The sequence below is a fragment of the Paenibacillus sp. GbtcB18 genome, from assembly GCF_019091125.1.
In the GTDB taxonomy this organism is placed as follows: domain Bacteria; phylum Bacillota; class Bacilli; order Paenibacillales; family NBRC-103111; genus Paenibacillus_F; species Paenibacillus_F chitinolyticus.
Window position 1 is genome coordinate 236,056 of sequence record NZ_JAGXJX010000001.1, and the last position, 21,203, is coordinate 257,258.

Genomic DNA, 21,203 nt, shown 5'->3' on the forward strand with positions numbered 1-21,203 from the left:
CCGTGCAAGGCAAAACGAAAGAACAATTTGTTCATTCCGTGTTTGAAAGTATCGCGCCCAAATACGATAAAATGAACAGTATCCTAAGTTTCCGCAGGCACAAGGCCTGGCGGAAATTTACGATGGCCAAAATGAACGTCAAGCCGGGATCGACCGCGGTTGATATTTGCTGCGGAACCTGCGACTGGACGATCTCCATGGCGAAGGCAAGCGGCACCGGGAAGATGGTCGGGCTGGATTTCAGCCAGAACATGCTCGATTTCGGCGCGGGCAAGATTCGTGAGGAGGGGCTGGACAACCAGATCCGCCTCGTACACGGCAATGCCATGAGCCTACCTTTTGACGATAACACTTTCGATTATGCCACCATCGGGTTCGCGCTTCGGAACGTGCCGGACGTGGAGCAGGTGCTGCGTGAAATGCAGCGCGTCGTGAAACCGGGCGGGCTCGTCGTTTCTCTGGAGCTGTCCAAGCCTACTTGGCGGCCTTTTAAAGCTTTGTATTATTTTTATTTTCAGAAAGTGCTTCCGCTGCTAGGCAAATTGATTGCCAAGTCTTATGAGCAGTACAGATGGCTGCCGGAATCGCTAATCAGTTTCCCGGACTATAAAGAGCTTGCCGAAATTTTTCGCCGAACGGGGCTTCAGAAAGTCGAAGCATACCCGCTGACCTTCGGAATTGCGGCGCTTCATATAGGCGTCAAAGGGAATTCGAGTCAGGAGAGTAAGACAGATGCGACAACTCATTCATAAAACAAAAATTTTCTTGGAAATGATCAAATTTGAGCATTCCCTTTTTGCCCTTCCTTTTGCCTATATGGGTGCTATTCTCGGAGCCGTTGTGGAAACGGGGCACCTGCCGAGATGGACACAGATCATGTGGGTTACGCTTGCGATGATCGGCGCCCGTACGGCCGCGATGTCCCTGAACCGGGTCATAGACAAAAAGTACGACAAGAAAAACCCGCGGACGGCGAACCGGGCGATCCCGGCGGGGCTGATTTCAGTTGCGGAAGTTACGGTATTTATTATTCTTTCATTCCTTTTGCTTTTCTGGTCAGCTTATCACCTCAACCTGCTTTCCGTTTACCTGCTGCCGGTTGCGGCCTTTTTTCTTGTCTTTTATTCGTACACCAAACGGTTTACGTGGGCGTGCCATTTTGTTCTCGGCATCACCCTGGGTCTTGCCCCGCTCGGCGGATGGGTGGCGATCACCGGAGGAATTACGCCGGCCGCGCTTGTCCTGTTCATTACCGTAGCGATGTGGAGTGCCGGCTTCGACCTGCTCTATGCCTGCCAGGACGTGGAATTTGACCGCGAGGAAGGCCTGCACTCCTATCCGAGCCGCTTCGGCATTCCGGTGGCGCTCATGACGGCGCGCGTTCTCCATACGCTGACCGCCGTGGGTCTGATCTCGCTTTTCTTTATGACGAATCTCAGCTGGTGGTACCTCATCGGCATTATCATCGCGTACATCATTTTGTTTTACGAGCACCGCCTCGTTTCACCGACGGATTTATCTAAGCTGAATACGGCGTTTTTCACCATGAACGGGATACTCAGCATGGTCGTTTTCGCCTTCACGCTGGTGGATATTCTGGTGGAGACGTTCCGATGAAGAAACGCGGCTGGGTCGTCGGCATAACGGGGGCAAGCGGCGCGATTTACGGGGTGACGCTCATTAAGGAACTTCTGAAAAGGGGCGTTCCCGTCCATCTGGTCATTACGGATGCCGGCTGGAGGGTGCTTCACGAAGAACTGGATTGGGTGGCCGCCAAGCGGAAAGAAACGCTGGAAGCTCATTTCGGCGGTTTTCCGGGCACATACACCTATTATCCGCTCCAGGACATCGGGGCCGGCATAGCAAGCGGTTCGTTCCGCACAGAGGGTATGGTGGTCATGCCGTGTTCGATGGGCACTTTAGCCGGAATTTCCCGCGGCGCCTCGGACAACCTCCTGGAGCGGGCTGCCGACGTGATGCTGAAAGAAGGCCGCAAGCTCATTCTGGTTCCCAGGGAAACGCCGCTGCACGCCATTCATCTGGAGAACATGCTGGTCCTTGCCAAAATGGGCGTGAAGCTGATTCCGGCCATGCCGGCCTTCTATCAGCGACCTGAGACATTGGATGACATCGTTGCCTTTCTTGTGGGGAAGGTACTAGACAACATGGATTTGGATCATGAATTGTTCAGAAGATGGGGAGAAGGCAATGACGACAACAGAGAAGAAACTGCGCATCGGGAGAATTGAATTTACGAATGCATGGCCTGTGTTTTACCATTTTCCGGTGCAGAAGCTGGCAAATTCAGTAGAGTTCGTAAGTCAGGTTCCGACAGGTTTAAACCGGGCTCTGGCGGCGGGAGAGATCGATATGAGCGCTATCTCCTCGTTTTCGTATGGAGAAAATTTCCGGGATTACGTCCTGTTTCCCGATTTGTCGGTCAGTGCTTACGGGCATGTGAATTCACTGCTGCTTTTTCATAAAAAACCGCTGGAACAATTGAAAAACGGAAGATTTGCGCTTCCGACGACCTCCGCAACGACGACAAACCTGCTGAAAATCATCATGAACAAAAAATACGGCGGCACTCCGACTTACAGCTATGCTCCGCCCGTACTGGAAGACATGATGAAAGACAATGACGCGGCTCTCTTGATCGGGGATCATGCCATCAAAGCCAACTGGCTTGACAGCGGGTATACCGTAACCGACCTGGGGCAAGAATGGAAGGAATGGACCGGGCATTGGATGTCGTTTGCCGTATGGGCGGTCCGTAAAGATACCATCGAACGGTCGCCCGAACTGGTTAAAAGCATCTTTGACGGTTTCGTGGAAAGCAAACGCAAGTCGCTGGAAGACCTTACGGGCGTCATTAATGAAGCCGTCCTCAAAATCGGGGGTACGGAATCTTATTGGGAACATTATTTCAGAAATCTTTGCTACGAATTCGGTCCCGAGCAGTGGAGCGGCCTGGAGCTGTACTACCGCTATGCTTGGGAGCTTGGTTTTTTACCGGAAGAGGTCTCCATCCAGATCTGGTCCGATAATACGAGGGTGCGGGTGACGGAATGAAAATTCTTAACATATACGTGCGCAAGAAAAAAGACGTGGGCGCGATCGAGCGGGAACTGGAAGTGAACCTGCAGACCGACCACGCGTTATTGACGGAAACGTCCATGCATCTGCTAAAGGCCGGGGGCAAAAGAATCCGGCCTGTTCTTGTCCTATTGGGCGGCGAATTCGGAACCTATGATATTGAACGGTTGAAAATGATAGCCGTTCCCCTGGAGCTTTTCCACTCGGCCTCGCTCGTTCACGACGATGTCATTGACGATGCGGACACCCGGCGCGGCCAGGATACCGTGAAGTCCAAGTGGGATAACCGGATCGCGATGTATACGGGAGATTTTATTTTTGCCAAAGGGCTGGAGATTGCCGCCAGACTGGAAGACCCGCGCGTCCATATGATTCTATCGAAGGCGCTTGTGGAAATGTCCATCGGTGAAATGGAACAGATCCGTTTCTTCTATCATACGGAGCAGACGCTGCGCGATTATCTTCTCCGCATCAAGCGGAAGACGGCTCTTCTTATCGCGATATCCTGCCAGCTCGGAGCTATGGTGGCGGGTGCCGACGAATACGTTTCCAACCGGCTGTATTCTTTCGGCTACAACGTTGGGCTCGCTTTCCAGATCCGGGACGACATCCTTGATTTGTGCGGCACCGAGAAGGAGATCGGCAAACCTCCGGGAAGCGATATCAAACAGGGCAACATTACACTGCCCGTTATTTTCGCTCTGCAGGAGGAGAAGCTCAGAGGCCCGATTCTGAGCGAGATCGAACGCATCCAGAAAGCGGACGGGCAGACGGACGTCAGCCGCGTTCTGGACATGATCCGCGGGAGCGGAGGGATCGAGAAGTCCAGCGCGCTTGCCGACCGCTATATCGCAAAAGCCATTGCGGCTCTGGATACGCTTCCGAACATCCGGGCCAAGCAGGATCTCATCCAGGTCGCCCATTTTATCGGCAACCGCACGCACTAATCCTTTATTTTATCGGTCCGGCGGACTCCGGTTTCACGGTTGTGTGCAATTGTTCATTGTACGTGCTGCTGAAACGGTGGTACAGTAAGAGAGATTACTTTTCTACCAATTGGAGGCAGATTACATGGAAAAAACTTTTCTAATGGTAAAACCGGACGGCGTCCAGCGCGGACTGATCGGAGAGATCGTCAAGAGACTGGAGCAGAAAGGCTTCCAGCTGGTAGCCGCTAAACTGATGCTGATGACAAGAGAGCAGGCGGAAGAGCATTATGCCGAACATAAAGGCAAAGACTTCTTCGAACCGCTTGTAGAGTTTATTACTTCCGGCCCCGTATTTGCCATGGTGTGGCAGGGCGAGCAGGTTATTGCGCTTTCCCGCATTCTGAACGGCAAAACGAACGTACTGGAAGCGGCTCCCGGAACGATCCGCGGCGACTTCGCCTTACATACGAGATTAAACCTGATTCACGGCTCGGATTCACCGGAGAGCGCGGAGCGCGAGATCAACCATTTCTTCAAACCGGAAGAAATTTTGGATTACAAGCGCGACGTATCCCGCTGGCTTTAATCGGATTAGGGAAAAAGATATGGGCATTTTTGCCTATATCTTTTTCTTTTTTGCAGGAGAATTCACCCGGGATAGGGAATATCATCACCTGGACAAATACATCAGAGGTGGGATACAACTTGGAAAACGACGATTTTCCGTTATTTATCCGCAAAATCAAGGACTTCACATCGATAGATCTCGCATTATACAAAGAAGCTCAGATGAAAAGGCGTCTGACGACGCTGCGGATCAAAAAAGGCTATAATACGTTCTCGGCCTATTTCGATGCCATGTCGAAAGACAAAGAACTCTTTTACGAATTTCTGGACCGGATGACGATCAACGTCTCCGAATTTTGGCGCAACCCGAACCGCTGGGAAGTGATGGAACAGAAATTTTTGCCGGAACTGAGAAACGCGAGCCGGAATCTTAAGGTCTGGAGCGCAGCCTGCTCGACCGGCGAGGAGCCGTATACGCTGGCTATGATCTTGTCCCACATGGGCGCTTTGCGTGACGCCTCCATCCTTGCGACGGACATTGACGAAGGAGCGCTGGAAAAGGCGCGCCGGGGCATCTATGTGGAAAGATCGCTCAAGGACGTTCCGCCCCACTACGTGAAAACGTATTTCAAACAGGAGCAGCTCGGTTTCCACGTCTCCGACGAACTCAAGAAAGCGGTGAAATTCCAGAAGCAGAACCTGCTGGAGGACCGTTTCGACAGCGGCTTCGACGTGATTGTCTGCCGCAATGTCATCATTTATTTTACGGAAGAAGCGAAGCATCGGCTGTATCAGAAATTTTCCAAAGCGTTGAAACCGGGAGGCATTCTGTTCGTCGGTTCCACCGAGCAGATTTTTTCTCCGGCCCAGTATGACCTCGAACCCGCGGATACCTTTTTTTACCGGAAAAAGGGGTAGGAATGTATAAGTTTTCCTTTTGAAACCGATACTTGGAGTACTGTCTTTCAAGGAGGACTCAAATGGATAAACGCAAAGTTATTTCCGCCTATCGCCGGGGGTTTATCACCATGCAGGAGTGCGCGCAGATTCTAGGCATAGATTCCGTGCAGATTCTCGGGATGATGAACGATCCGAAGATGGCCGGTCCGTCCGGTCCTTGGCAGAAGCAATCGGCCGGCGGCTGACGATCGGAAGCTCAGGTCTAATGGAAACCGGATAAAACACGCTTTGATGCCGCCTGGCACGCAGGGCGTGTTTTTTGTGCGTGCGGTTGTCAAACGCATAGGGGTATACTATAATGATAGAAAAACTTAGGCACTTGAAAGCGCTAAAGTGTTTGTCGGTACCGTAGTTGTACGGATTAGAAGGGAGCAAGAGTAGTGAGATACTTAACGGCGGGGGAAACGCATGGTCCGCAGCTGACTGCGATCATTGAAGGATTTCCGAGTAATGTAACGATTGATTTTGAAGCGATGAACTTCCAATTACATAGAAGGCAGAAAGGCCACGGACGCGGACGCCGGATGCAGATCGAGAAAGATACCGCAAGCATTGTCGGCGGTGTGCGTCACGGCAGAACGACAGGTGCGCCGATTGCCCTGGTCGTCGAGAATAACGACTGGAAGCACTGGACTTCCATTATGAACATAGAGGAGCAGCCGGATACGGACGAGGGAAAACGCCGTGTTAACCGGCCGCGTCCGGGTCACGCGGATCTCAACGGCGGTCTGAAATACAACCAGCGCGACCTCCGCAACATCCTGGAACGCTCCAGCGCCAGGGAAACGACGATGCGCGTAGCTTGCGGCGCCGTGGCCAGACAACTGCTTGAAGCGTTCGGCATCAAGCTGGCGAGCCATGTCGTCCGCATCGGCGAAGTGGAGGCGAAATCTCCGCAGCTTCCGATCGACGAGCTCATCGCGATTACGGAAGCGTCTCCCGTAAGAGTGACGGATCCCGAAGCGGAAGCGGCGATGATCGCGGCTATTGACGCGGCTAAGGCCGACGGAGATACGCTTGGCGGCATCGTGGAAGTTATCGTGGAAGGCGCGCCGGTCGGTCTGGGCAGTCACGTGCAGTGGGACCGTAAGCTTGACGGCCGCATCGCTCAGGCGGTTCTGTCCATCCAGGCGTTCAAAGGCTGCGAAATCGGAATCGGATTCGAAGCGGCCAAACTGCGCGGCTCCAGCGTGCACGACGAGATTCAATATGATCCCGAGAAAGGCTTCCGCCGGGCGAGCAACCGCGCAGGCGGTTTCGAAGGCGGAATGACGACGGGCGAGCCGATTGTCGTCAGAGGCGTCATGAAGCCGATCTCGACTCTATACAAACCGCTTCAGAGCGTGGATATCGATACGAAAGAAGCATTCACGGCTCAAGTGGAACGCTCCGATACCTGTGCCGTGCCGGCTGCCGGCGTCATCATGGAGAATGTGGTGGCTTGGGAAGTCGCGCAGGCATTTATGGAGAAATTCGGCGGAGATTCTCTAGAAGAGATTCGCCGCAATTATGAGAATTACTTGAAGCAAGTGGAGAGCTACTAAGATGATGGAGCTGAAAGTTGATCTCGGCGAGCGCTCGTATCCGATCTACTTGGGAGAAGGGCTGCTGAAGGACTGTGCCGCGTATTTCGACAAACATGCCATCAGCAAACGCGCCCCGCTGCTGATCGTTACGGATGAGTCGGTTGCGCGCCATCATCTTCAGCCCGTCATGGACAGCCTGACAGCCGGCGGGTACAAGGCGTCTTCTTTTATCGTGCCGCCGGGCGAGAGCTCGAAATCGTTGCAGATGCTGGAGAAGATCGTTACAGCCGCTCTTGAAGCGGGGCTGGACCGCAAGTCCGCCATTGTCGCGCTGGGCGGAGGCGTCGTGGGAGACCTCGCCGGCTTCGCTGCCGCAAGTTTTATGCGCGGCATCGCCTTTGTACAAATGCCCACCACCATTCTGGCTCATGACAGCAGTGTCGGGGGCAAGGTTGCGGTCAATCATCCATTGGCGAAAAATATCATCGGCGCTTTTCACCAGCCGGAGATGGTGCTGTACGACGTAACCACATTACAAACCCTGCCGCAGCGGGACATTTCGGCGGGATTGTCGGAAATGATCAAGCACGGTCTGATTTGGGACGCCGATTTTGTGAAGTGGCTGGAAAACAACCGAGAAAAGCTGCTGTCCCTGGACCCGGAAGCTCTGCAGTACGGGCTTTACCAGGGCTGCAAGGTCAAGTCTCTGGTTGTGTCGCAGGATGAGCGTGAGAACGGCCTCCGGGCGATTTTGAACCTCGGCCACACGATCGGCCATGCTCTAGAAGCGGTCGCGGGCTATAACGAGCTCTTGCACGGCGAAGCCATCTCCATCGGGATGGTCGGTTCGGCGCGGCTTGCCATGAAGCTCGGATACTCCGAGGACATCTACACGGTGACCAAGCGCATCCTGCAGAGCTTCGGGCTGCCGGTCCGTCTGCCGGAGCAGTACGACACGGCCCGGATTATGAGCGCATTGATGCACGACAAGAAATTCAAGGAAGGCACCATGACGTTCATTATACCTACGGCTGTCGGGCAGGTGGAAATCCGAAACGACGTCCGCCGGGAATGGGTGGAAGAAGTCGTGGAACAACTTAAGCGGGAGGCATAATCATGTTCGTTAGAGGAATCCGCGGCGCAACAACCGTGGAAAGCAACGAAGAAGGACAAATTCTGGCGGCTACGCTGGAGCTTTTGGAAAAGATTGTCCGTGAGAACGATGTGAAACCCGATGAAATTTCCTCGGTTTTTATTACGGTCACCAAAGAACTGACTGCGACGTTCCCAGCGAGAGCCATCCGCCAGATGCCGGGCTGGGACCTCGTACCGCTTATGTGCTCCATCGAAATCGATGTAGACAACAGTCTTCCGAAATGTATCCGGCTTATGGTGTTGGCCAATACGACGAAACGGCAGGATGAAATGCGGCACGTTTATTTAAAAGGCGCGCAGGTTCTGCGTCCGGATATTGTGAAATTGACAAATCCCTAATGCGGGTAGTATAGTCATTATAGATGAGTAGAGCTTAGATGAGATCAGTTGAGAAGAGTAGAGTTGAGCATAAACAGCGCATAACTATCGTTAGCATTTCGCATGAGTTGCGAAAGGACGATCATAACCGTTCCGTCCCTTTGACAGCAAAGGGAGCTTCTGTAGTTTTTTTCTGCAGACCGGGGAACTGTGGTCTTACAGCCGGTTCTTTTAGCGAACCTTTATGGCTTTAGACGGTGCGCCTTGAATTCTTGCACTCTTACCAATCAAATGAACTCAACCAAACCTCTACGGATGCGTAGAGGTTTTTTTATTTTTTCAAATGCTGCCCGTAGAAAGGGGAAAACAAGAATGAATACCGAGCTTCAAGAAGTGATCCGCCTGGGAAAAGAATACAATCTGATACCGATTGTACGCTGCCTGCTGGCGGATACGGAGACACCCATCCGAGTATTTCAGCATGTTGCCGAAGAGAAACGCGCGTTCCTGCTTGAAAGCGTAGAGGGCGGCATTAAGTGGGCCCGGTATTCGTTCATCGGTACAGACCCGTTTCTCATTATAAGGGCACGCGACGGGAAGACTCATCTGGAGACGCAGGGAAGAACGGTCACGACGGAAGAAAAACCTCTCGAAGCTTTGAAAAGCCAGCTTGCGTTATTCCGGAGCCCTTCGATTGAGGGACTGCCTAGATTCACGGGCGGAGCGGTCGGGTTTTTCGGATACGATCTTCTCCAGTATTATGAGAACCTTCCCAAACACCGCGTCGACGATATTGGGATGGATGATATCCAGTTCATGTTTTGCGACCAAGTCATTGCCTTCGATCACTTCAAACAGCAGATGAACGTGATCGCGAACGTGCACATTCCTGACGGAGCCGGCGAGGAAACGATCGCGGAGGCTTACCGGCAAACTTGTCAGAAGCTGGACGCGACGATACAAAAGCTCAAAAAACCGCTCCCTTCGACCATGATGACCCATAGCGAAGTGGAAACGACTGGAGATCTGAGCGGTTTTCGTTCCAATCTGAGTAAAGAACAGTATGTATCGAATGTGAAAGCGGCCCAGGAATATATTAAGGCCGGTGATATCTTTCAGGTGGTGCTGTCCCAGCGTTTCGAAACGGATACGGAAGTTTCTCCGCTGCAGGTTTACCGGGTGCTTCGGACTTTGAATCCCTCTCCGTACATGTATTACTTGAAAATGGACGATGAAATCATCGTGGGAACCTCTCCCGAAATGCTGGTCCGCGTGGAGGACGAGAGAGTGGATACAAGAGCCATTGCGGGTACACGACCGAGAGGCAAAACGCCCGAACACGATCTGGAGCTTGAGCAAGATTTGCTCGCAGACCAGAAGGAACGTGCGGAGCATCTGATGCTGGTGGATCTCGTGCGCAACGATGTGGGCAGGGTTGCCGAGTACGGTACGGTGTCCTGCGACAGCTTTATGCAGATCGAGCGCTACTCGCATGTGATGCACATCGTGTCGAACGTATCGGGCACGATGAACAAAGAGAAGGACTTCTTCGATGCCTTCCTGTCCTGTCTGCCGGCGGGTACGGTGTCCGGGGCGCCGAAGCTGAGAGCGATGGAGATCATTGCCGAATTTGAAAATGAAAAAAGAGGCACCTATTCGGGCGCTATCGGCTACCTTGGCTTCTCGGGGAATATGGATTCGGCCATTACGATCCGGACCATCGTTTTCAAAAACGGCAAAGCTTACATCCAGGCCGGGGCGGGCGTTGTTTTCGATTCCGATCCGGAGAAAGAATACGAGGAGACGGTGAACAAGGCGCGGGGGATGATGACAGCGATCCGTAGCGCTGAAGCGATGTTCAGACGTGAGGCGGATAATCCGAACCTCGACTACTATGTGCACGTCCCGGCCCTTTAGGCGGGAAGGTTAGGCGGCCTGGAAGGACCGGAACCGGGAGACGGAACGAACGGCAGATAGATGGCAGATGAACAGCGAACTAACGGCAGGTTAAAATCCATTTCGAAGAAGGAGGACGGTCAGATGGCGGCGAATGGTACCATTCAGCGGGCGATTTCGACACTCATTGGAGGCGGGAACTTATCCCGCGATGAAGCGAGGGAGGTCATGCTGTCGGTTATGGACGGGGAAGCGACTCCCGCCCAAATCGGCAGTGTGATGACCGCGATGCGGATTAAGGGAGAAACAATCGAAGAGGTGACGGGTTTTGCCGAAGCGATGAGGCTTAAAGCGACCTCGGTGCAGACCATCCAGGATAATCTGCTGGATACTTGCGGAACCGGAGGGGACGGGGCAGGAACGTTCAACATCTCAACCGCCTCCGCTATCGTGGCGGCAGCCGGGGGCATCCGGGTAGCCAAGCACGGCAACCGTGCGATGTCCAGCAGCAGCGGCAGCGCGGATGTGCTGGAAGCGCTCGGAGTAAACATCGAGCTCGACGGTAACCAGGCGGCGCAGTGCCTTGATCAGATCGGCATCTGCTTCATGTACGCCCAGCGGTATCACCAGTCGATGAAGCACGCTGCGGGACCCCGCCGTGAGCTGGGCGTCCGGACGGTGTTTAACCTGCTGGGCCCGCTGACCAACCCGGCCGGCGCCGACCGTCAGGTACTCGGAGTGTTCGAGCGCGCTAAGACTGAACTGGTCGCCGAAGTGCTGGGAGCGCTCGGCCTTAAACGGGCGGTCGTGGTTTCCAGCTACGACGGTTTGGACGAAATCAGCATTTCCGCGCCTACCCAGGTGACGGAATTGAAAAACGGTACGGTGAACACCTACACCGTTACACCGGACGATCTCGGCCTGCAAACTTACTCCCTGCAAGACATCCAGGGAGGGAATGCGGCGGAAAATGCGGAAATCATCCGCACGATTTTCACCGGCGCCGCAGGCGCGCACCGTGAAATCGTGCTTGCCAATGCGGGCGCCTGCTTCTACGTGACCGGAATTGCCGGCACGCTTCAAGAAGGCGTCAAGGTGGCGGCCGATGTCATTGACAGCGGTAAAGCTATGGATAAATTACAGCAATTAGCCCACTATACAGGAGATCTGAGCTATGTTTCTTGAAAAAATCGTAACAACCAAACGCAGAGAAGTTGAAGAACTTCGCGGACAGGTAAGCTCCTCCGAGCTGGAGCGCCGTATTTCCGGCCTGCAGGCATGCAGGGGATTCGAACGTGCCTTGCGGGACGGAAGAAACCGGCCGACGGGACTCATTGCAGAAGTGAAGAAGGCTTCTCCTTCCAAAGGACTCATCCGCGCCGATTTCGATCCCGTCCGGTTAGCATCAGCCTATGCCGAGGCCGGGGCGGACTGCATTTCGGTGCTGACGGACAAAGATTATTTCCAAGGCGCCAACGACTACTTAAGCGCCGTCCGAGAAGCCGTAAACGTGCCGCTGCTCCGCAAAGATTTTACCATCGACCCGCTGCAGGTTCTGGAAGCGAGAGTCATCGGCGCGGATGCCGTTCTGCTGATTGCGGCCATTCTCAAGCCTTCCGAGCTGAAGGAACTCAAGCAGCTCGCGCAGGATGTCGGGCTCGACGTTCTCGTGGAAGTTCACGACCGCCGGGAGCTGGAAACGGTTCTGGAGCAGGACGCGACGCTAGTCGGCATTAACAACCGGAATCTGAAAACGTTCGTGACCGATATCAAGACGACGGAAGAACTGGCGGCGATCGTGCCGAACGACCGGATTCTAGTCAGCGAAAGCGGGATTTCTTCCCGGGACGATCTGGAGTTCGTCCGTAAAGCCGGCGCACAGGCCGTGCTGATCGGGGAGCATTTTATGAGACAGCCGGATGTCGGCCAAGCCGTCCATGACTTGATGGGCGAACGCAGTATGACCCGGAATTTTTAATGCAAAGGAATAAGCCATAGAAGAAGTTTTCTTCGTAAGAGAGTGGAAGTAATGGCGGCAAAATAGGCTTTTTGACTGCCGGGGAGTGAAGAAAATGGGATCGGTTTCAAAAAGACCGGACGTAAAAATTTGTGGACTTCAAAGCGTTGAAGTGTTAAAATCAATCGTACATTTCCCGATTAGCCAGATCGGGTTTGTTTTTGCACCCAGCAGAAGACGAATCACGCCAGAGCAAGCTTCCGAGATGATTTCGTTTCTGCATGAACGTGCTCAGCAGGGTCACCGTGTTCCCAAGACCGTCGGGGTGTTTGTCAATCCCACCCGGGATGAGCTTGCGGATGTTTTGTCCGTCGCCAAACTGGATATTATCCAGTTTCACGGGGAAGAGGCGCCTGAAACGTGCAGAAGCATCAAAGAACAATTTGGTGTGGAGCTTTGGAAAGTATCCTCGATTAAAAACGAAGAGCCTCCTGTCAACGAGAGCTCTTTTTCGGATATAAAAGACGGGGCGAACGGCTGGATGCAGCGGTTGGACCCTTATCGCGATGCAGTGGATGCCGTATTGATCGATACGTTCGATCCGGTTTACGGCGGAGGGTCGGGGCGTACATTCTCGTGGGATTGTATACCCGAAGCCCGTAAATGGGCCTTGTCCGCGGGCATGCCCTTGATTGTAGCGGGAGGGTTAAATCCCGACAATGTCGGCGGCCTCATTGAACAATATGAAATCGACGGAGTCGACGTTTCGAGCGGAGTCGAGACGGACGGCGTCAAAGATATCGCCAAGATTGCAGCTTTTGTGGAAAGGGTGACAGGATAATGGCAGCAGCAGTACCAGATGAACATGGAAGATTCGGACGTTTCGGGGGGAAATATGTACCTGAAACACTAATGAACGCACTGATCGAACTGGAAGAAGCTTACCGTAAATATTCACAGGATCCCGAATTTGTGAAAGAGGTTGAAACGCTGCTGCACGATTATTCCGGCAGACCGACACGGCTTTATCACGCGCAACGGCTGAGCGAGAAGCTTGGCGGCGCTAAAATTTATTTGAAGCGCGAAGATCTGAACCACACGGGCGCGCACAAAATCAACAACACGATCGGCCAGGCGCTTCTGGCCAAGCGGATGGGCAAGAAGAAAGTGATCGCCGAAACCGGAGCGGGACAGCACGGCGTCGCCACGGCCACCGTTGCGGCCCTGCTCGGCTTGGAATGCAAGGTGTTCATGGGCGAAGAAGATATGAAGCGCCAGCAGTTGAACGTATTCCGCATGCGTCTGCTCGGAACGGAAGTCGTTCCGGTCATGTCCGGTACCCGTACGCTCAAGGATGCGTGCAACGAGACGCTCCGCTACTGGGTCAGCAACGTGCACGATACGTATTACATCCTCGGATCCGTAACCGGTCCGCATCCGTATCCGATGATCGTCCGCGATTTCCAGCGTGTGATCGGCGACGAGACGCGCTCGCAGATTCTGGAGCTCGAAGGACGGCTGCCCGATGCGGTCATCGCCTGTGTAGGCGGGGGCAGCAACGCGATGGGGATGTTCTACCCGTTCGTCGGCGATGAAGGGGTGCGCTTGATCGCGACGGAAGCGGCCGGACGCGGCGTGGATACCGAGGAGCATGCGGCAACGATGACGAAAGGAAGCCCGGGTGTTTTCCAAGGCTCTCTCAGCTATGTGCTTCAGGACGAATTCGGCCAGGTGATTCCGGCCCATTCCATTTCGGCCGGCCTTGATTATCCCGGCGTCGGACCCGAGCACGCTTACCTGAAAGACTTGAAGCGGGCCGAGTACTTGCCGATCACTGACGCCGAGGCGCTCGACGCTCTGCAGCTTCTCTGTAAGACGGAAGGTATTATTCCGGCATTGGAAAGCGCGCATGCGGTCGCGCAGGCGATAAAAACGGCTCCGACTATGTCCCCGGACGAGCTTCTTGTCATTTGTTTGTCGGGCCGCGGAGATAAAGACGTGGAAGCTATCATGGGCTATCTCGGAGGTGCAGATCATGAATCGCATTGATCGTAAATTCGCGGAGCTGAGATCCGCCGGCAAGAACGCACTCATTCCTTTTATTACGGTAGGGGATCCTACGGCGGACATTACCCTGGATATCATCCATGAACTGGAGAAGTCCGGCGCGGACCTATTGGAACTCGGCGTCCCGTACTCCGATCCGCTCGCGGACGGCCCCGTTATTCAGGAGTCCTCCGGACGCGCCCTGAAAAGCGGGATTACCGTGCTGAAGGTCATCGAAATCGCCAAGCAGGCGCGCAGCGAAGGCTCCGAGCTGCCCATGATCTTGTTTACTTACTACAATCCGCTGCTTCGCATCGGGCTGGAGCGCGTTTTTGAACTCATGAAAGAAAGTGATATCAGCGGTGTGATCATTCCGGATCTGCCGATGGAAGAAGACGCGGAAGCCAGGCGGCTCGCGGAGCGCAACGGGATTCATCTGATTCCGCTGATTGCTCCGACCTCCAACGAGCGTGTGCAGAAAATCGTCAGCCGGGCTTCGGGCTTTATCTACTGCGTGTCCTCCATGGGAGTGACGGGTGTGCGCTCCGAGTTTCATGCGGGTGTAGACGATTTCCTGGCTTCGGTAAAAGCGGCCACGGATTTGCCGATCGCGATCGGCTTCGGAATTTCGAACCGCGAACAGGTCGAGCGCTTCGAGAAAACGTGCGACGCGGTCGTTGTGGGCAGCGCTATCGTCCGCCGGATCGGCGAGCAGGAACAGCGTCTCCAAGACGAAAGTACGAAACAAGATGCGCTGAAGCAAATCGGTGAATTTGTCAGAGACTTGAAAGGCGCGTCTTATCAAACGCAAAGTTAACGAGGTAAGCACGAAGAAGGCAGACAGAGAGATTGGCAGAGGTGATGGATATGCGTCCCAAACAACAGGTAACGAAACTGCCGGTGTACCAGCCGGGCAAACCGATTGACGAAGTGAAAAGGGAGCTTGGCTTGAAGCACGTAATCAAGCTGGCTTCCAACGAAAATCCGTTCGGATTTTCGCCTAAAGCCAAAGAAGCGATTCTGGCTGACCTGGACAACTTGACCTTGTATCCGGACGGAGCCGGAGCGGAGGTGATGCGGGCCGTTGCCGATCATTATGGCGTTAACGCGGACCAGCTTATTTTCGGAGCCGGATCGGACGATGTGATCCTTATGATCGCGAGGGCTTATCTCGTACCCGGAGACGAGACGATCATGGCGACCCACACGTTTCCTCAATACAAACATAACGCGGAGATCGAAGGCGCGGTTTCGGTTGAGGTTCCTTTAAAAGACGGCAAGCACGATCTGGACGAAATGCTCCGCCGCGTCAATGAACGGACGAAAATCGTCTGGATCTGCAACCCGAACAACCCGACCGGAACGATAGTGACCCGGCAGGAGCTGGAAGCTTTTATGAACAAGGTTCCTTCTGATGTCATGGTGGCTCTCGACGAGGCTTATTACGAATATACGACCGATGAGGCCTACCCGGATAGTCTGGAGCTGCTAAGCAGATATCCCAATATCGTAATCCTCCGCACGTTCTCGAAAATTTACGGGCTTGCTTCCCTGCGGATCGGTTACGGAATCGGACATCCGGATGTGATTCGTACGATCAATCAGGTACGGGAGCCGTTTAATACGACCCGCTTGGCTCAAGCGGCTGCGGCTGCGGCTATCCGGGACCAGGGTTTTGTGGAACAGTGCCGCAGGCTCAACCGGGAAGGGATTGAGTATCTCCTGGGTGAGTTCCGAAGACTCGGCCTTTTCTCGTATCCGGCCCACGGTAATTTTATTCTGGTGGATATCGGCCGTCCTTCCGGTCCGGTGTTTGACGAGCTTCTTCGTCACGGTATCATCGTCCGCAGCGGGGAAAAGCTCGATTTCCCGACCATGCTGAGAGTAACGGTGGGCAGCAGAGAGCAGAACGAAGCGTTCGTTCGTGCTCTTGAGCTTGTGCTTCACGGGGCTGTCCAAGAATCATAATACGTATAGGAAAAGGTTATCAAACATGACGACAATCTCAATTTTCGGCGTCGGGCTCATTGGCGGCTCGCTCGCTTTATGCTTCAAAGGCAAACCGGACGTTACAGTCATTGGCCACTCCAATAACCCGACGTCGGTGGAAAATATGGTGAAAAGACGCATCGTGGACGAAGGAACGACTTCGATGCAGGCGGCGGCCGAAGCCGCCGATATCATTTTTCTGTGTGTGCCCGTAGGGGCGCTGGAAACGTATCTCGAACGGTTAAAGCAGTTCTCCTTAAAAAAGGGCTGCCTTATAACGGATGTGGGTAGCACCAAGCTGTCCGTCGTACAGTGTGCGGAGAAACTGCGCTTTAAGGACGCTTATTTTATCGGCGGTCATCCTATGGCCGGTTCGGAGCGTTCCGGCATGGAAGCCGCCTCGTCGCATTTGTTCGAGAATGCATTCTACGTTCTGACACCGGGCACGGACACGCCGGTTGCTGAAGTCGAGCGTTTGGCCAAACTTCTTGCGTATACGCAAGCCCAGATAATCCGAGTGGACGCACGCGAACACGACGATATCGTGGGAGCCATCTCACACCTGCCGCACATGATTGCAGTCGCGCTCGTTAACCAGATCCGCACGTACAACGAATCCAATGAGCTCTACAAAAACCTGGCGGCCGGAGGTTTCCGCGATATTACGCGCATCGCTTCCAGCGATCCCTTTATATGGCGGGATATCCTCATCAACAACCGCAACGTTCTGCTGAAACTTCTGGACGACTGGGATCGGCAGATCTCGGTGTTCCGCGAGCTTCTCGAGAAAGAAGACGCCGAGGGCATCGAGAAGCAGTTTGAGGTAGCCGGGACATTCCGCAAGCAGGTGCCGGACCGCCGGAAAGGAATGCTTACGCCGCTGTACGATATTTACGCGGATATTCCGGACCATCCGGGAATGATCGGGCAGATCGCAACGCTGCTCGGCAAGCATCGGCTCAACCTGAGCAACCTGCAGATCATCGAGAGCCGTCTCGACGTGCCGGGCGTACTCCGTCTGTCTTTCCGGGACCAGGAAACCGCGGACAGAGCATCGGCCCTGCTCAGCGAACAATTTTCCATCCACGTTTAGGTCGGTTTCTTATGCGAAACAATGAAGTCTCTTTCCCACTATGCATAGATGCTTTATGCAGGCCTATGCGGGAGAGAGGCTTTTTTTAATGGAAGCAGCGGCCTTCAAAAACTTTTTCGTAAACGTTTTCAAAAAAGCATTGACTTTTTGTAAACGGATTCATATAATAAAAGTACAGTATGGTTTCTCTCCACTCCTATCCGATAATCGCACATTGTGCAGCCGCCTCGTAGAGGTGGTTTTTTTTTTGCCTTTTTTCAGTATCGCTGCGGACCGGAGAAAATTTTACAGCTCTATGCAATATTTGTTATAGTGATATCATGTTGTGCTTCGATTGGAAGTTAGCCCGCAGACCGCGCAACTTTTTGGTTCCCGCCCGGTATAAGCATGTAAACGGAAGCGGGGAACCCGAACGTACTGTGCAGGAGGGGTGCACGTAATGACGGATACCCAGTTGATTCGTGAGGTTAAGGATGGAAATATAGGGAAATACAACGAGCTGATGCACCGTTATGAGCGCAAAATTTTCGTTTTTATTTATCATATGCTCAAAAGCGCCCAACTGGAGCTGATGGCTGAGGATTTGTGCAACGAAACTTTTTACAAAGCTTACCGGAGCCTGAGTTCGTTCCGTGAAGCGGAAGCTTCCTTCTCTACCTGGTTGTATACGATCGCACGGAACACCGTGCTGAGTGAAATGCGCAAACACAAAATCGTTAAAATATCGTTGGACAATTGCGGACATACCCCTCAAACTTCGTTTGAATCGCTTCCCGAACAGACCGTCATCCGGAAGGAGAAAGTCTCCATGGTCCGGCTTGCGATCAATAGTCTGCCGGAGAAGCAGAGATCGGCTCTGATCCTCAGGGAATACGATCAACTGGATTACCAGGAGATCGCATCCATTTTGGGACAAACCGTCAGTTCGGTCAAATCGCTGTTGTTTCGGGCCAGAGCCAGTGTAAAGCTGCAGATGGAGCCCTACTACCACACCGATAATTGGCTGGAAGAATGCGAGGGGATGACGCGGAGATGAAATGTGAGGATGTTCAGGAATGGCTGCTTGAATGCATAGAAGGCACGGCCAGCGAGCTGAGGCGCCAGGCCGTCCGGGTACATTCGGACAGCTGCAAGCGATGCTCGGAACAGTTCCTCGCGTGGCAGGAGTGCCGGGACCTGATCCGTTTATCGCTGCGTACCGATACGCCTATCCCGCGAGTATCCATCGCGGATTCGGTCATGCAGCGGATCGGCGCTTACGAGCCGTGGCGTTATCCCGCAGAGGTAGGGGCCGCGGCAAGCTCCGGTCGCGGCGGTAAATTTCGCGGCGCGGGCCGTTTGGCGGCTTCCTTCTGCCTGCTGCTTTTCGTAGGCGTACTGCTGTGCCTCTCACTGAACTCGTCTCCCGCTTTTCTGGGGAAAGGGTTAAGCTTGACGTATGAGCATGCCTATGCCGGATCGCCGGGAATGGAAGGGACCTCGTCGATGAACGGCCGCACGATGAAGCAGGCCGTTGCGGGTTTGAATGTTTCGGCGGTTATGCCGAATAGTAACACGTTTGTTTTACCTCCTTATGTTCATCATCTCATCGCGTTATCGCTGATCGGGTTGTTTGTGAGCTTCTTGTTTCATGCCTGGATCGAACGCGGCAAACGATAAAAGAAAACTTAGTCAAGTACCCGCCAGCTCTTACGGAGCTGGTTTGTTTATGGAGGAGATTATATTGACCACAATCGGGTTAATCCGGCACGGCAGTACCGAGTGGAACCTTTTAGGAAAAATACAGGGAGCACTCGACACGGAGCTTACCGAAGAGGGAAGAGAGCAGGCAAGGCGGCTGGGTGCACGGCTGCGTGGAGAAGCGTGGGACGGCATCATCAGCAGTGATTTGAAACGCGCGAAGGAAAGCGCGCAGCTGATCAGCGAACGATCGGGCATCCCGATAGCCGGAACGGACAGCAGGCTGAGGGAGAAAGGCTTCGGCCAGGTGGAGGGCACGACGCTCCAGGAACGGCTCGACCGCTGGGGACCCGACTGGCTGCAGCTCGAGCTTGGGGGGGAGACGGACGAACAAGTCCGCAGCCGCTGGCTTTCGTTCTATGCGGATTTAAGCGTGAAATACCCCCGCAGCCGGATGCTGATCGTCAGCCATGGAGCGTTTATTGGACGAGCGTTGGAGACGATGAGACTGGAGCGTCGGGACGACCCGCTTACGAACGCGTCTTTGACGATTGTCCGCCAAGGCACGGACGTGTGGGAATGCACGCTGTATAATTGTACGAAGCATTTAATCGTGTGAGCGACGGAAACAGGAAAAGCATGTCTGCCGGAAGGCGGATGTGCTTTTTTTTGCGTGAAAAGGTTTAATTCAGGGATTTATTCCCATACTGAGTAGTACCAACAAGTATACGGCTAACTAGAAGGATTGCGTTCATGAAAGACGGACAGGAGTCGTGAAAGGAGGTGGCGGACTTGAATCTGGCCGATATGCTCAGTTACGCGGATATTCACGATTTAAACCGGATAGCGGATACCTATGCCTGCGAGTGCAATATGCATTCCAAAAACGAGCTGATCCAGTCTATATTGACTACGGTCAGCCGCAGGGACATTTTCGAAGAGCGGGTAGACGCGCTGACGATGGAAGATCTCCGGTTTTTAAACACCCTGTTGTTTGAAGAGCGGGGGCTGTTCAGTCTGGAAGAGCTCGTTGCCCGCGTGCAGCAGGCTAAGTTTTTGAAGGAAGAGAAGGAAAATTCCAACCCGCGCGACACGATCTCGAAATTCAAAAAGCACGGCTGGCTGTTTCACGGCTATTCCCAGCAGACCAAGTATCTTTTTCAAGTGCCAAATGATTTGAAGCGGCGTTTCGGCGATGTGCTGACCCGCAATTACAAAAGCCGCCTTATCTATACGAACGATCCTGCCGTCTATCGTGAGGAACATACCCTGATGGCTGACGATGTGCTTCAGCTAATGCAGTTTATCAGGGACCATGAAGTGCTGCTGACTCATGAAGACGTCATGTACAAGCGGCAGCTCTCCCAGATACTGGGCGGCATGGCGGTCAAGGAAGAGCTTGTGGGCAAGACGGCATGGAGATTCGGCTACGGACGCAAATTCAAGGAATATCCGAACCGGTTCTCGCTGATCTACGACTACTGCTTCTTCCAGGAGCTTCTCCAGGAACGGGGCGGGCTGCTGCATCTGACGGAGAAAGGCGAGGAAATGACGGACGCCGGGATAAAGCCGGGCCAGGACGAACTGTACCGCTTCTGGCTCCGGCTCTACAAAGGCCCTGTTTACAACCTCCAGTCGATCGTCCAATGGACGGCCCGGCTGGCGGGCACTTGGGTGACGACCGCGTCGCTTGCGGAAGTGCTGTGTCCGTTAATCCGGCCGTTTTACTACGATACGCCGGAGTCGATTTTCGAACAGCGGATTATCGCCATGATGATGCATCTGGGATTGCTTGCCGTCGGGGAAGAAGAGCATGCAGGAGCCGTGGTCCGCATCACCCCTCTGGGCGGCAAAACGATTGCCGGCAACACGATTGCCGAGGAAGACAAAATCGAATTAAAAGAATAGCGCCCCGTCAACTCCGGCTGTCCTTAGCGGGCTCCCGGCACGTTGACGCCCTCTCCTTCCGGCATTTATGATGAGAAAAAATC

General features: G+C 53.8%; 23 protein-coding genes. All 23 read left to right on the forward strand.

Translation table 11 applies throughout. From position 1 onward, the window contains the following. Positions 1–2: 2 nt before the first annotated feature. The 23 genes from KVT34_RS01200 (at position 3) to KVT34_RS01310 (ending at position 21,120) form a co-directional block, all read left to right on the forward strand. Positions 3–752, forward strand: coding sequence for a demethylmenaquinone methyltransferase (locus KVT34_RS01200; RefSeq protein ID WP_217557213.1), 750 nt, complete (start codon positions 3–5; stop codon positions 750–752). Further along, complete coding sequence (locus KVT34_RS01205) at positions 733–1,617, forward strand: UbiA-like polyprenyltransferase (RefSeq protein WP_217556262.1); 885 nt, start codon at positions 733–735, stop codon at positions 1,615–1,617. The genes KVT34_RS01200 and KVT34_RS01205 overlap by 20 nt, the downstream gene beginning before the upstream one ends. After that, the gene (locus tag KVT34_RS01210; RefSeq protein ID WP_217556264.1) at positions 1,614–2,249 is read left to right on the forward strand and encodes a UbiX family flavin prenyltransferase; all 636 of its coding nucleotides are present in this window, start codon (positions 1,614–1,616) and stop codon (positions 2,247–2,249) included. The genes KVT34_RS01205 and KVT34_RS01210 overlap by 4 nt, the downstream gene beginning before the upstream one ends. Then, positions 2,209–3,072 (forward strand): menaquinone biosynthesis protein, encoded by an 864-nt coding sequence (locus tag KVT34_RS01215; RefSeq protein WP_217556266.1) that lies wholly within the window; start codon positions 2,209–2,211, stop codon positions 3,070–3,072. Before KVT34_RS01210 ends, KVT34_RS01215 begins: the two co-directional genes overlap by 41 nt. Further along, entirely contained in the window at positions 3,069–4,043 is a 975-nt protein-coding gene (locus KVT34_RS01220; RefSeq protein ID WP_217556267.1) for a polyprenyl synthetase family protein, read from the forward strand. Before KVT34_RS01215 ends, KVT34_RS01220 begins: the two co-directional genes overlap by 4 nt. A 124-nt stretch (positions 4,044–4,167) precedes the next feature. Then, a complete protein-coding gene (gene ndk / locus KVT34_RS01225) occupies positions 4,168–4,611 on the forward strand; it encodes a nucleoside-diphosphate kinase (RefSeq protein WP_009671982.1) in 444 nt (147 codons plus the stop codon). A gap of 119 nt (positions 4,612–4,730) precedes the next feature. Next, complete coding sequence (locus KVT34_RS01230) at positions 4,731–5,510, forward strand: CheR family methyltransferase (RefSeq protein ID WP_042228447.1); 780 nt, start codon at positions 4,731–4,733, stop codon at positions 5,508–5,510. Between the two features lie 62 nt (positions 5,511–5,572). Further along, a complete protein-coding gene (locus KVT34_RS01235; RefSeq protein ID WP_164977121.1) occupies positions 5,573–5,737 on the forward strand; it encodes a hypothetical protein in 165 nt (54 codons plus the stop codon). A 195-nt stretch (positions 5,738–5,932) separates the two neighbouring features. Then, positions 5,933–7,096, forward strand: a complete 1,164-nt coding sequence (aroC, locus tag KVT34_RS01240) for a chorismate synthase (protein WP_217556268.1) — start codon at positions 5,933–5,935, stop codon at positions 7,094–7,096. Position 7,097: 1 nt separating this feature from the next. Beyond that, positions 7,098–8,192 carry a 3-dehydroquinate synthase gene (gene aroB / locus KVT34_RS01245; RefSeq protein ID WP_217556269.1) on the forward strand — a complete coding sequence of 365 codons (1,095 nt, stop codon included), beginning with the start codon at positions 7,098–7,100 and terminating at the stop codon, positions 8,190–8,192. 2 nt (positions 8,193–8,194) lie between these two features. After that, positions 8,195–8,572: a chorismate mutase gene (gene aroH, locus KVT34_RS01250; RefSeq protein ID WP_009672004.1), complete on the forward strand. Its 378-nt coding sequence runs from the start codon at positions 8,195–8,197 to the stop codon at positions 8,570–8,572. Between the two features lie 351 nt (positions 8,573–8,923). Continuing rightward, positions 8,924–10,468, forward strand: coding sequence for an anthranilate synthase component I (trpE, locus tag KVT34_RS01255; protein ID WP_217556270.1), 1,545 nt, complete (start codon positions 8,924–8,926; stop codon positions 10,466–10,468). 123 nt (positions 10,469–10,591) lie between these two features. Continuing rightward, positions 10,592–11,632 (forward strand): anthranilate phosphoribosyltransferase, encoded by a 1,041-nt coding sequence (gene trpD, locus KVT34_RS01260; RefSeq protein ID WP_217556271.1) that lies wholly within the window; start codon positions 10,592–10,594, stop codon positions 11,630–11,632. Next, complete coding sequence (gene trpC / locus KVT34_RS01265; RefSeq protein ID WP_042228439.1) at positions 11,622–12,425, forward strand: indole-3-glycerol phosphate synthase TrpC; 804 nt, start codon at positions 11,622–11,624, stop codon at positions 12,423–12,425. The genes trpD and trpC overlap by 11 nt, the downstream gene beginning before the upstream one ends. 94 nt (positions 12,426–12,519) lie before the next feature. Beyond that, positions 12,520–13,245, forward strand: a complete 726-nt coding sequence (locus tag KVT34_RS01270; protein WP_217556272.1) for a phosphoribosylanthranilate isomerase — start codon at positions 12,520–12,522, stop codon at positions 13,243–13,245. After that, on the forward strand, positions 13,245–14,453 hold the full coding sequence (gene trpB / locus KVT34_RS01275) for a tryptophan synthase subunit beta (protein WP_217556273.1): 1,209 nt from the start codon (positions 13,245–13,247) through the stop codon (positions 14,451–14,453). The genes KVT34_RS01270 and trpB overlap by 1 nt, the downstream gene beginning before the upstream one ends. After that, positions 14,440–15,267: a tryptophan synthase subunit alpha gene (gene trpA, locus KVT34_RS01280; protein WP_217556274.1), complete on the forward strand. Its 828-nt coding sequence runs from the start codon at positions 14,440–14,442 to the stop codon at positions 15,265–15,267. Before trpB ends, trpA begins: the two co-directional genes overlap by 14 nt. 50 nt (positions 15,268–15,317) lie before the next feature. After that, complete coding sequence (hisC, locus tag KVT34_RS01285) at positions 15,318–16,418, forward strand: histidinol-phosphate transaminase (RefSeq protein WP_217556276.1); 1,101 nt, start codon at positions 15,318–15,320, stop codon at positions 16,416–16,418. A 25-nt stretch (positions 16,419–16,443) separates the two neighbouring features. Next, positions 16,444–17,532 (forward strand): prephenate dehydrogenase, encoded by a 1,089-nt coding sequence (locus tag KVT34_RS01290; protein WP_217556278.1) that lies wholly within the window; start codon positions 16,444–16,446, stop codon positions 17,530–17,532. Positions 17,533–17,971: 439 nt separating this feature from the next. Then, positions 17,972–18,568 carry an RNA polymerase sigma factor gene (locus tag KVT34_RS01295; RefSeq protein ID WP_217556279.1) on the forward strand — a complete coding sequence of 199 codons (597 nt, stop codon included), beginning with the start codon at positions 17,972–17,974 and terminating at the stop codon, positions 18,566–18,568. Further along, a complete protein-coding gene (locus tag KVT34_RS01300) occupies positions 18,565–19,191 on the forward strand; it encodes an anti-sigma factor family protein (RefSeq protein WP_217556280.1) in 627 nt (208 codons plus the stop codon). The genes KVT34_RS01295 and KVT34_RS01300 overlap by 4 nt, the downstream gene beginning before the upstream one ends. 49 nt (positions 19,192–19,240) lie before the next feature. Next, positions 19,241–19,831 (forward strand): histidine phosphatase family protein, encoded by a 591-nt coding sequence (locus KVT34_RS01305; RefSeq protein ID WP_217556281.1) that lies wholly within the window; start codon positions 19,241–19,243, stop codon positions 19,829–19,831. 173 nt (positions 19,832–20,004) lie between these two features. Then, positions 20,005–21,120, forward strand: coding sequence for a hypothetical protein (locus tag KVT34_RS01310; protein ID WP_217556282.1), 1,116 nt, complete (start codon positions 20,005–20,007; stop codon positions 21,118–21,120). Positions 21,121–21,203: the final 83 nt, after the last annotated feature.

Bases quoted from the DNA above. Each gene is read 5' to 3' on its own strand.
- trpB (WP_217556273.1), top strand. From the start codon at position 13,245: ATGGCAGCAGCAGTACCAGATGAACATGGAAGATTCGGACGTTTCGGG.
- KVT34_RS01220 (WP_217556267.1), top strand. From the start codon at position 3,069: ATGAAAATTCTTAACATATACGTGCGCAAGAAAAAAGACGTGGGCGCG.
- ndk (WP_009671982.1), top strand. From the start codon at position 4,168: ATGGAAAAAACTTTTCTAATGGTAAAACCGGACGGCGTCCAGCGCGGA.
- KVT34_RS01295 (WP_217556279.1), top strand. From the start codon at position 17,972: ATGACGGATACCCAGTTGATTCGTGAGGTTAAGGATGGAAATATAGGG.
- trpC (WP_042228439.1), top strand. From the start codon at position 11,622: ATGTTTCTTGAAAAAATCGTAACAACCAAACGCAGAGAAGTTGAAGAA.
- hisC (WP_217556276.1), top strand. From the start codon at position 15,318: ATGCGTCCCAAACAACAGGTAACGAAACTGCCGGTGTACCAGCCGGGC.
- KVT34_RS01205 (WP_217556262.1), top strand. From the start codon at position 733: ATGCGACAACTCATTCATAAAACAAAAATTTTCTTGGAAATGATCAAA.
- trpD (WP_217556271.1), top strand. From the start codon at position 10,592: ATGGCGGCGAATGGTACCATTCAGCGGGCGATTTCGACACTCATTGGA.
- KVT34_RS01210 (WP_217556264.1), top strand. From the start codon at position 1,614: ATGAAGAAACGCGGCTGGGTCGTCGGCATAACGGGGGCAAGCGGCGCG.
- trpE (WP_217556270.1), top strand. From the start codon at position 8,924: ATGAATACCGAGCTTCAAGAAGTGATCCGCCTGGGAAAAGAATACAAT.
- aroB (WP_217556269.1), top strand. From the start codon at position 7,098: ATGATGGAGCTGAAAGTTGATCTCGGCGAGCGCTCGTATCCGATCTAC.
- KVT34_RS01270 (WP_217556272.1), top strand. From the start codon at position 12,520: ATGGGATCGGTTTCAAAAAGACCGGACGTAAAAATTTGTGGACTTCAA.
- KVT34_RS01235 (WP_164977121.1), top strand. From the start codon at position 5,573: ATGGATAAACGCAAAGTTATTTCCGCCTATCGCCGGGGGTTTATCACC.
- KVT34_RS01215 (WP_217556266.1), top strand. From the start codon at position 2,209: ATGACGACAACAGAGAAGAAACTGCGCATCGGGAGAATTGAATTTACG.
- KVT34_RS01305 (WP_217556281.1), top strand. From the start codon at position 19,241: ATGGAGGAGATTATATTGACCACAATCGGGTTAATCCGGCACGGCAGT.
- KVT34_RS01290 (WP_217556278.1), top strand. From the start codon at position 16,444: ATGACGACAATCTCAATTTTCGGCGTCGGGCTCATTGGCGGCTCGCTC.
- aroH (WP_009672004.1), top strand. From the start codon at position 8,195: ATGTTCGTTAGAGGAATCCGCGGCGCAACAACCGTGGAAAGCAACGAA.
- KVT34_RS01300 (WP_217556280.1), top strand. From the start codon at position 18,565: ATGAAATGTGAGGATGTTCAGGAATGGCTGCTTGAATGCATAGAAGGC.
- trpA (WP_217556274.1), top strand. From the start codon at position 14,440: ATGAATCGCATTGATCGTAAATTCGCGGAGCTGAGATCCGCCGGCAAG.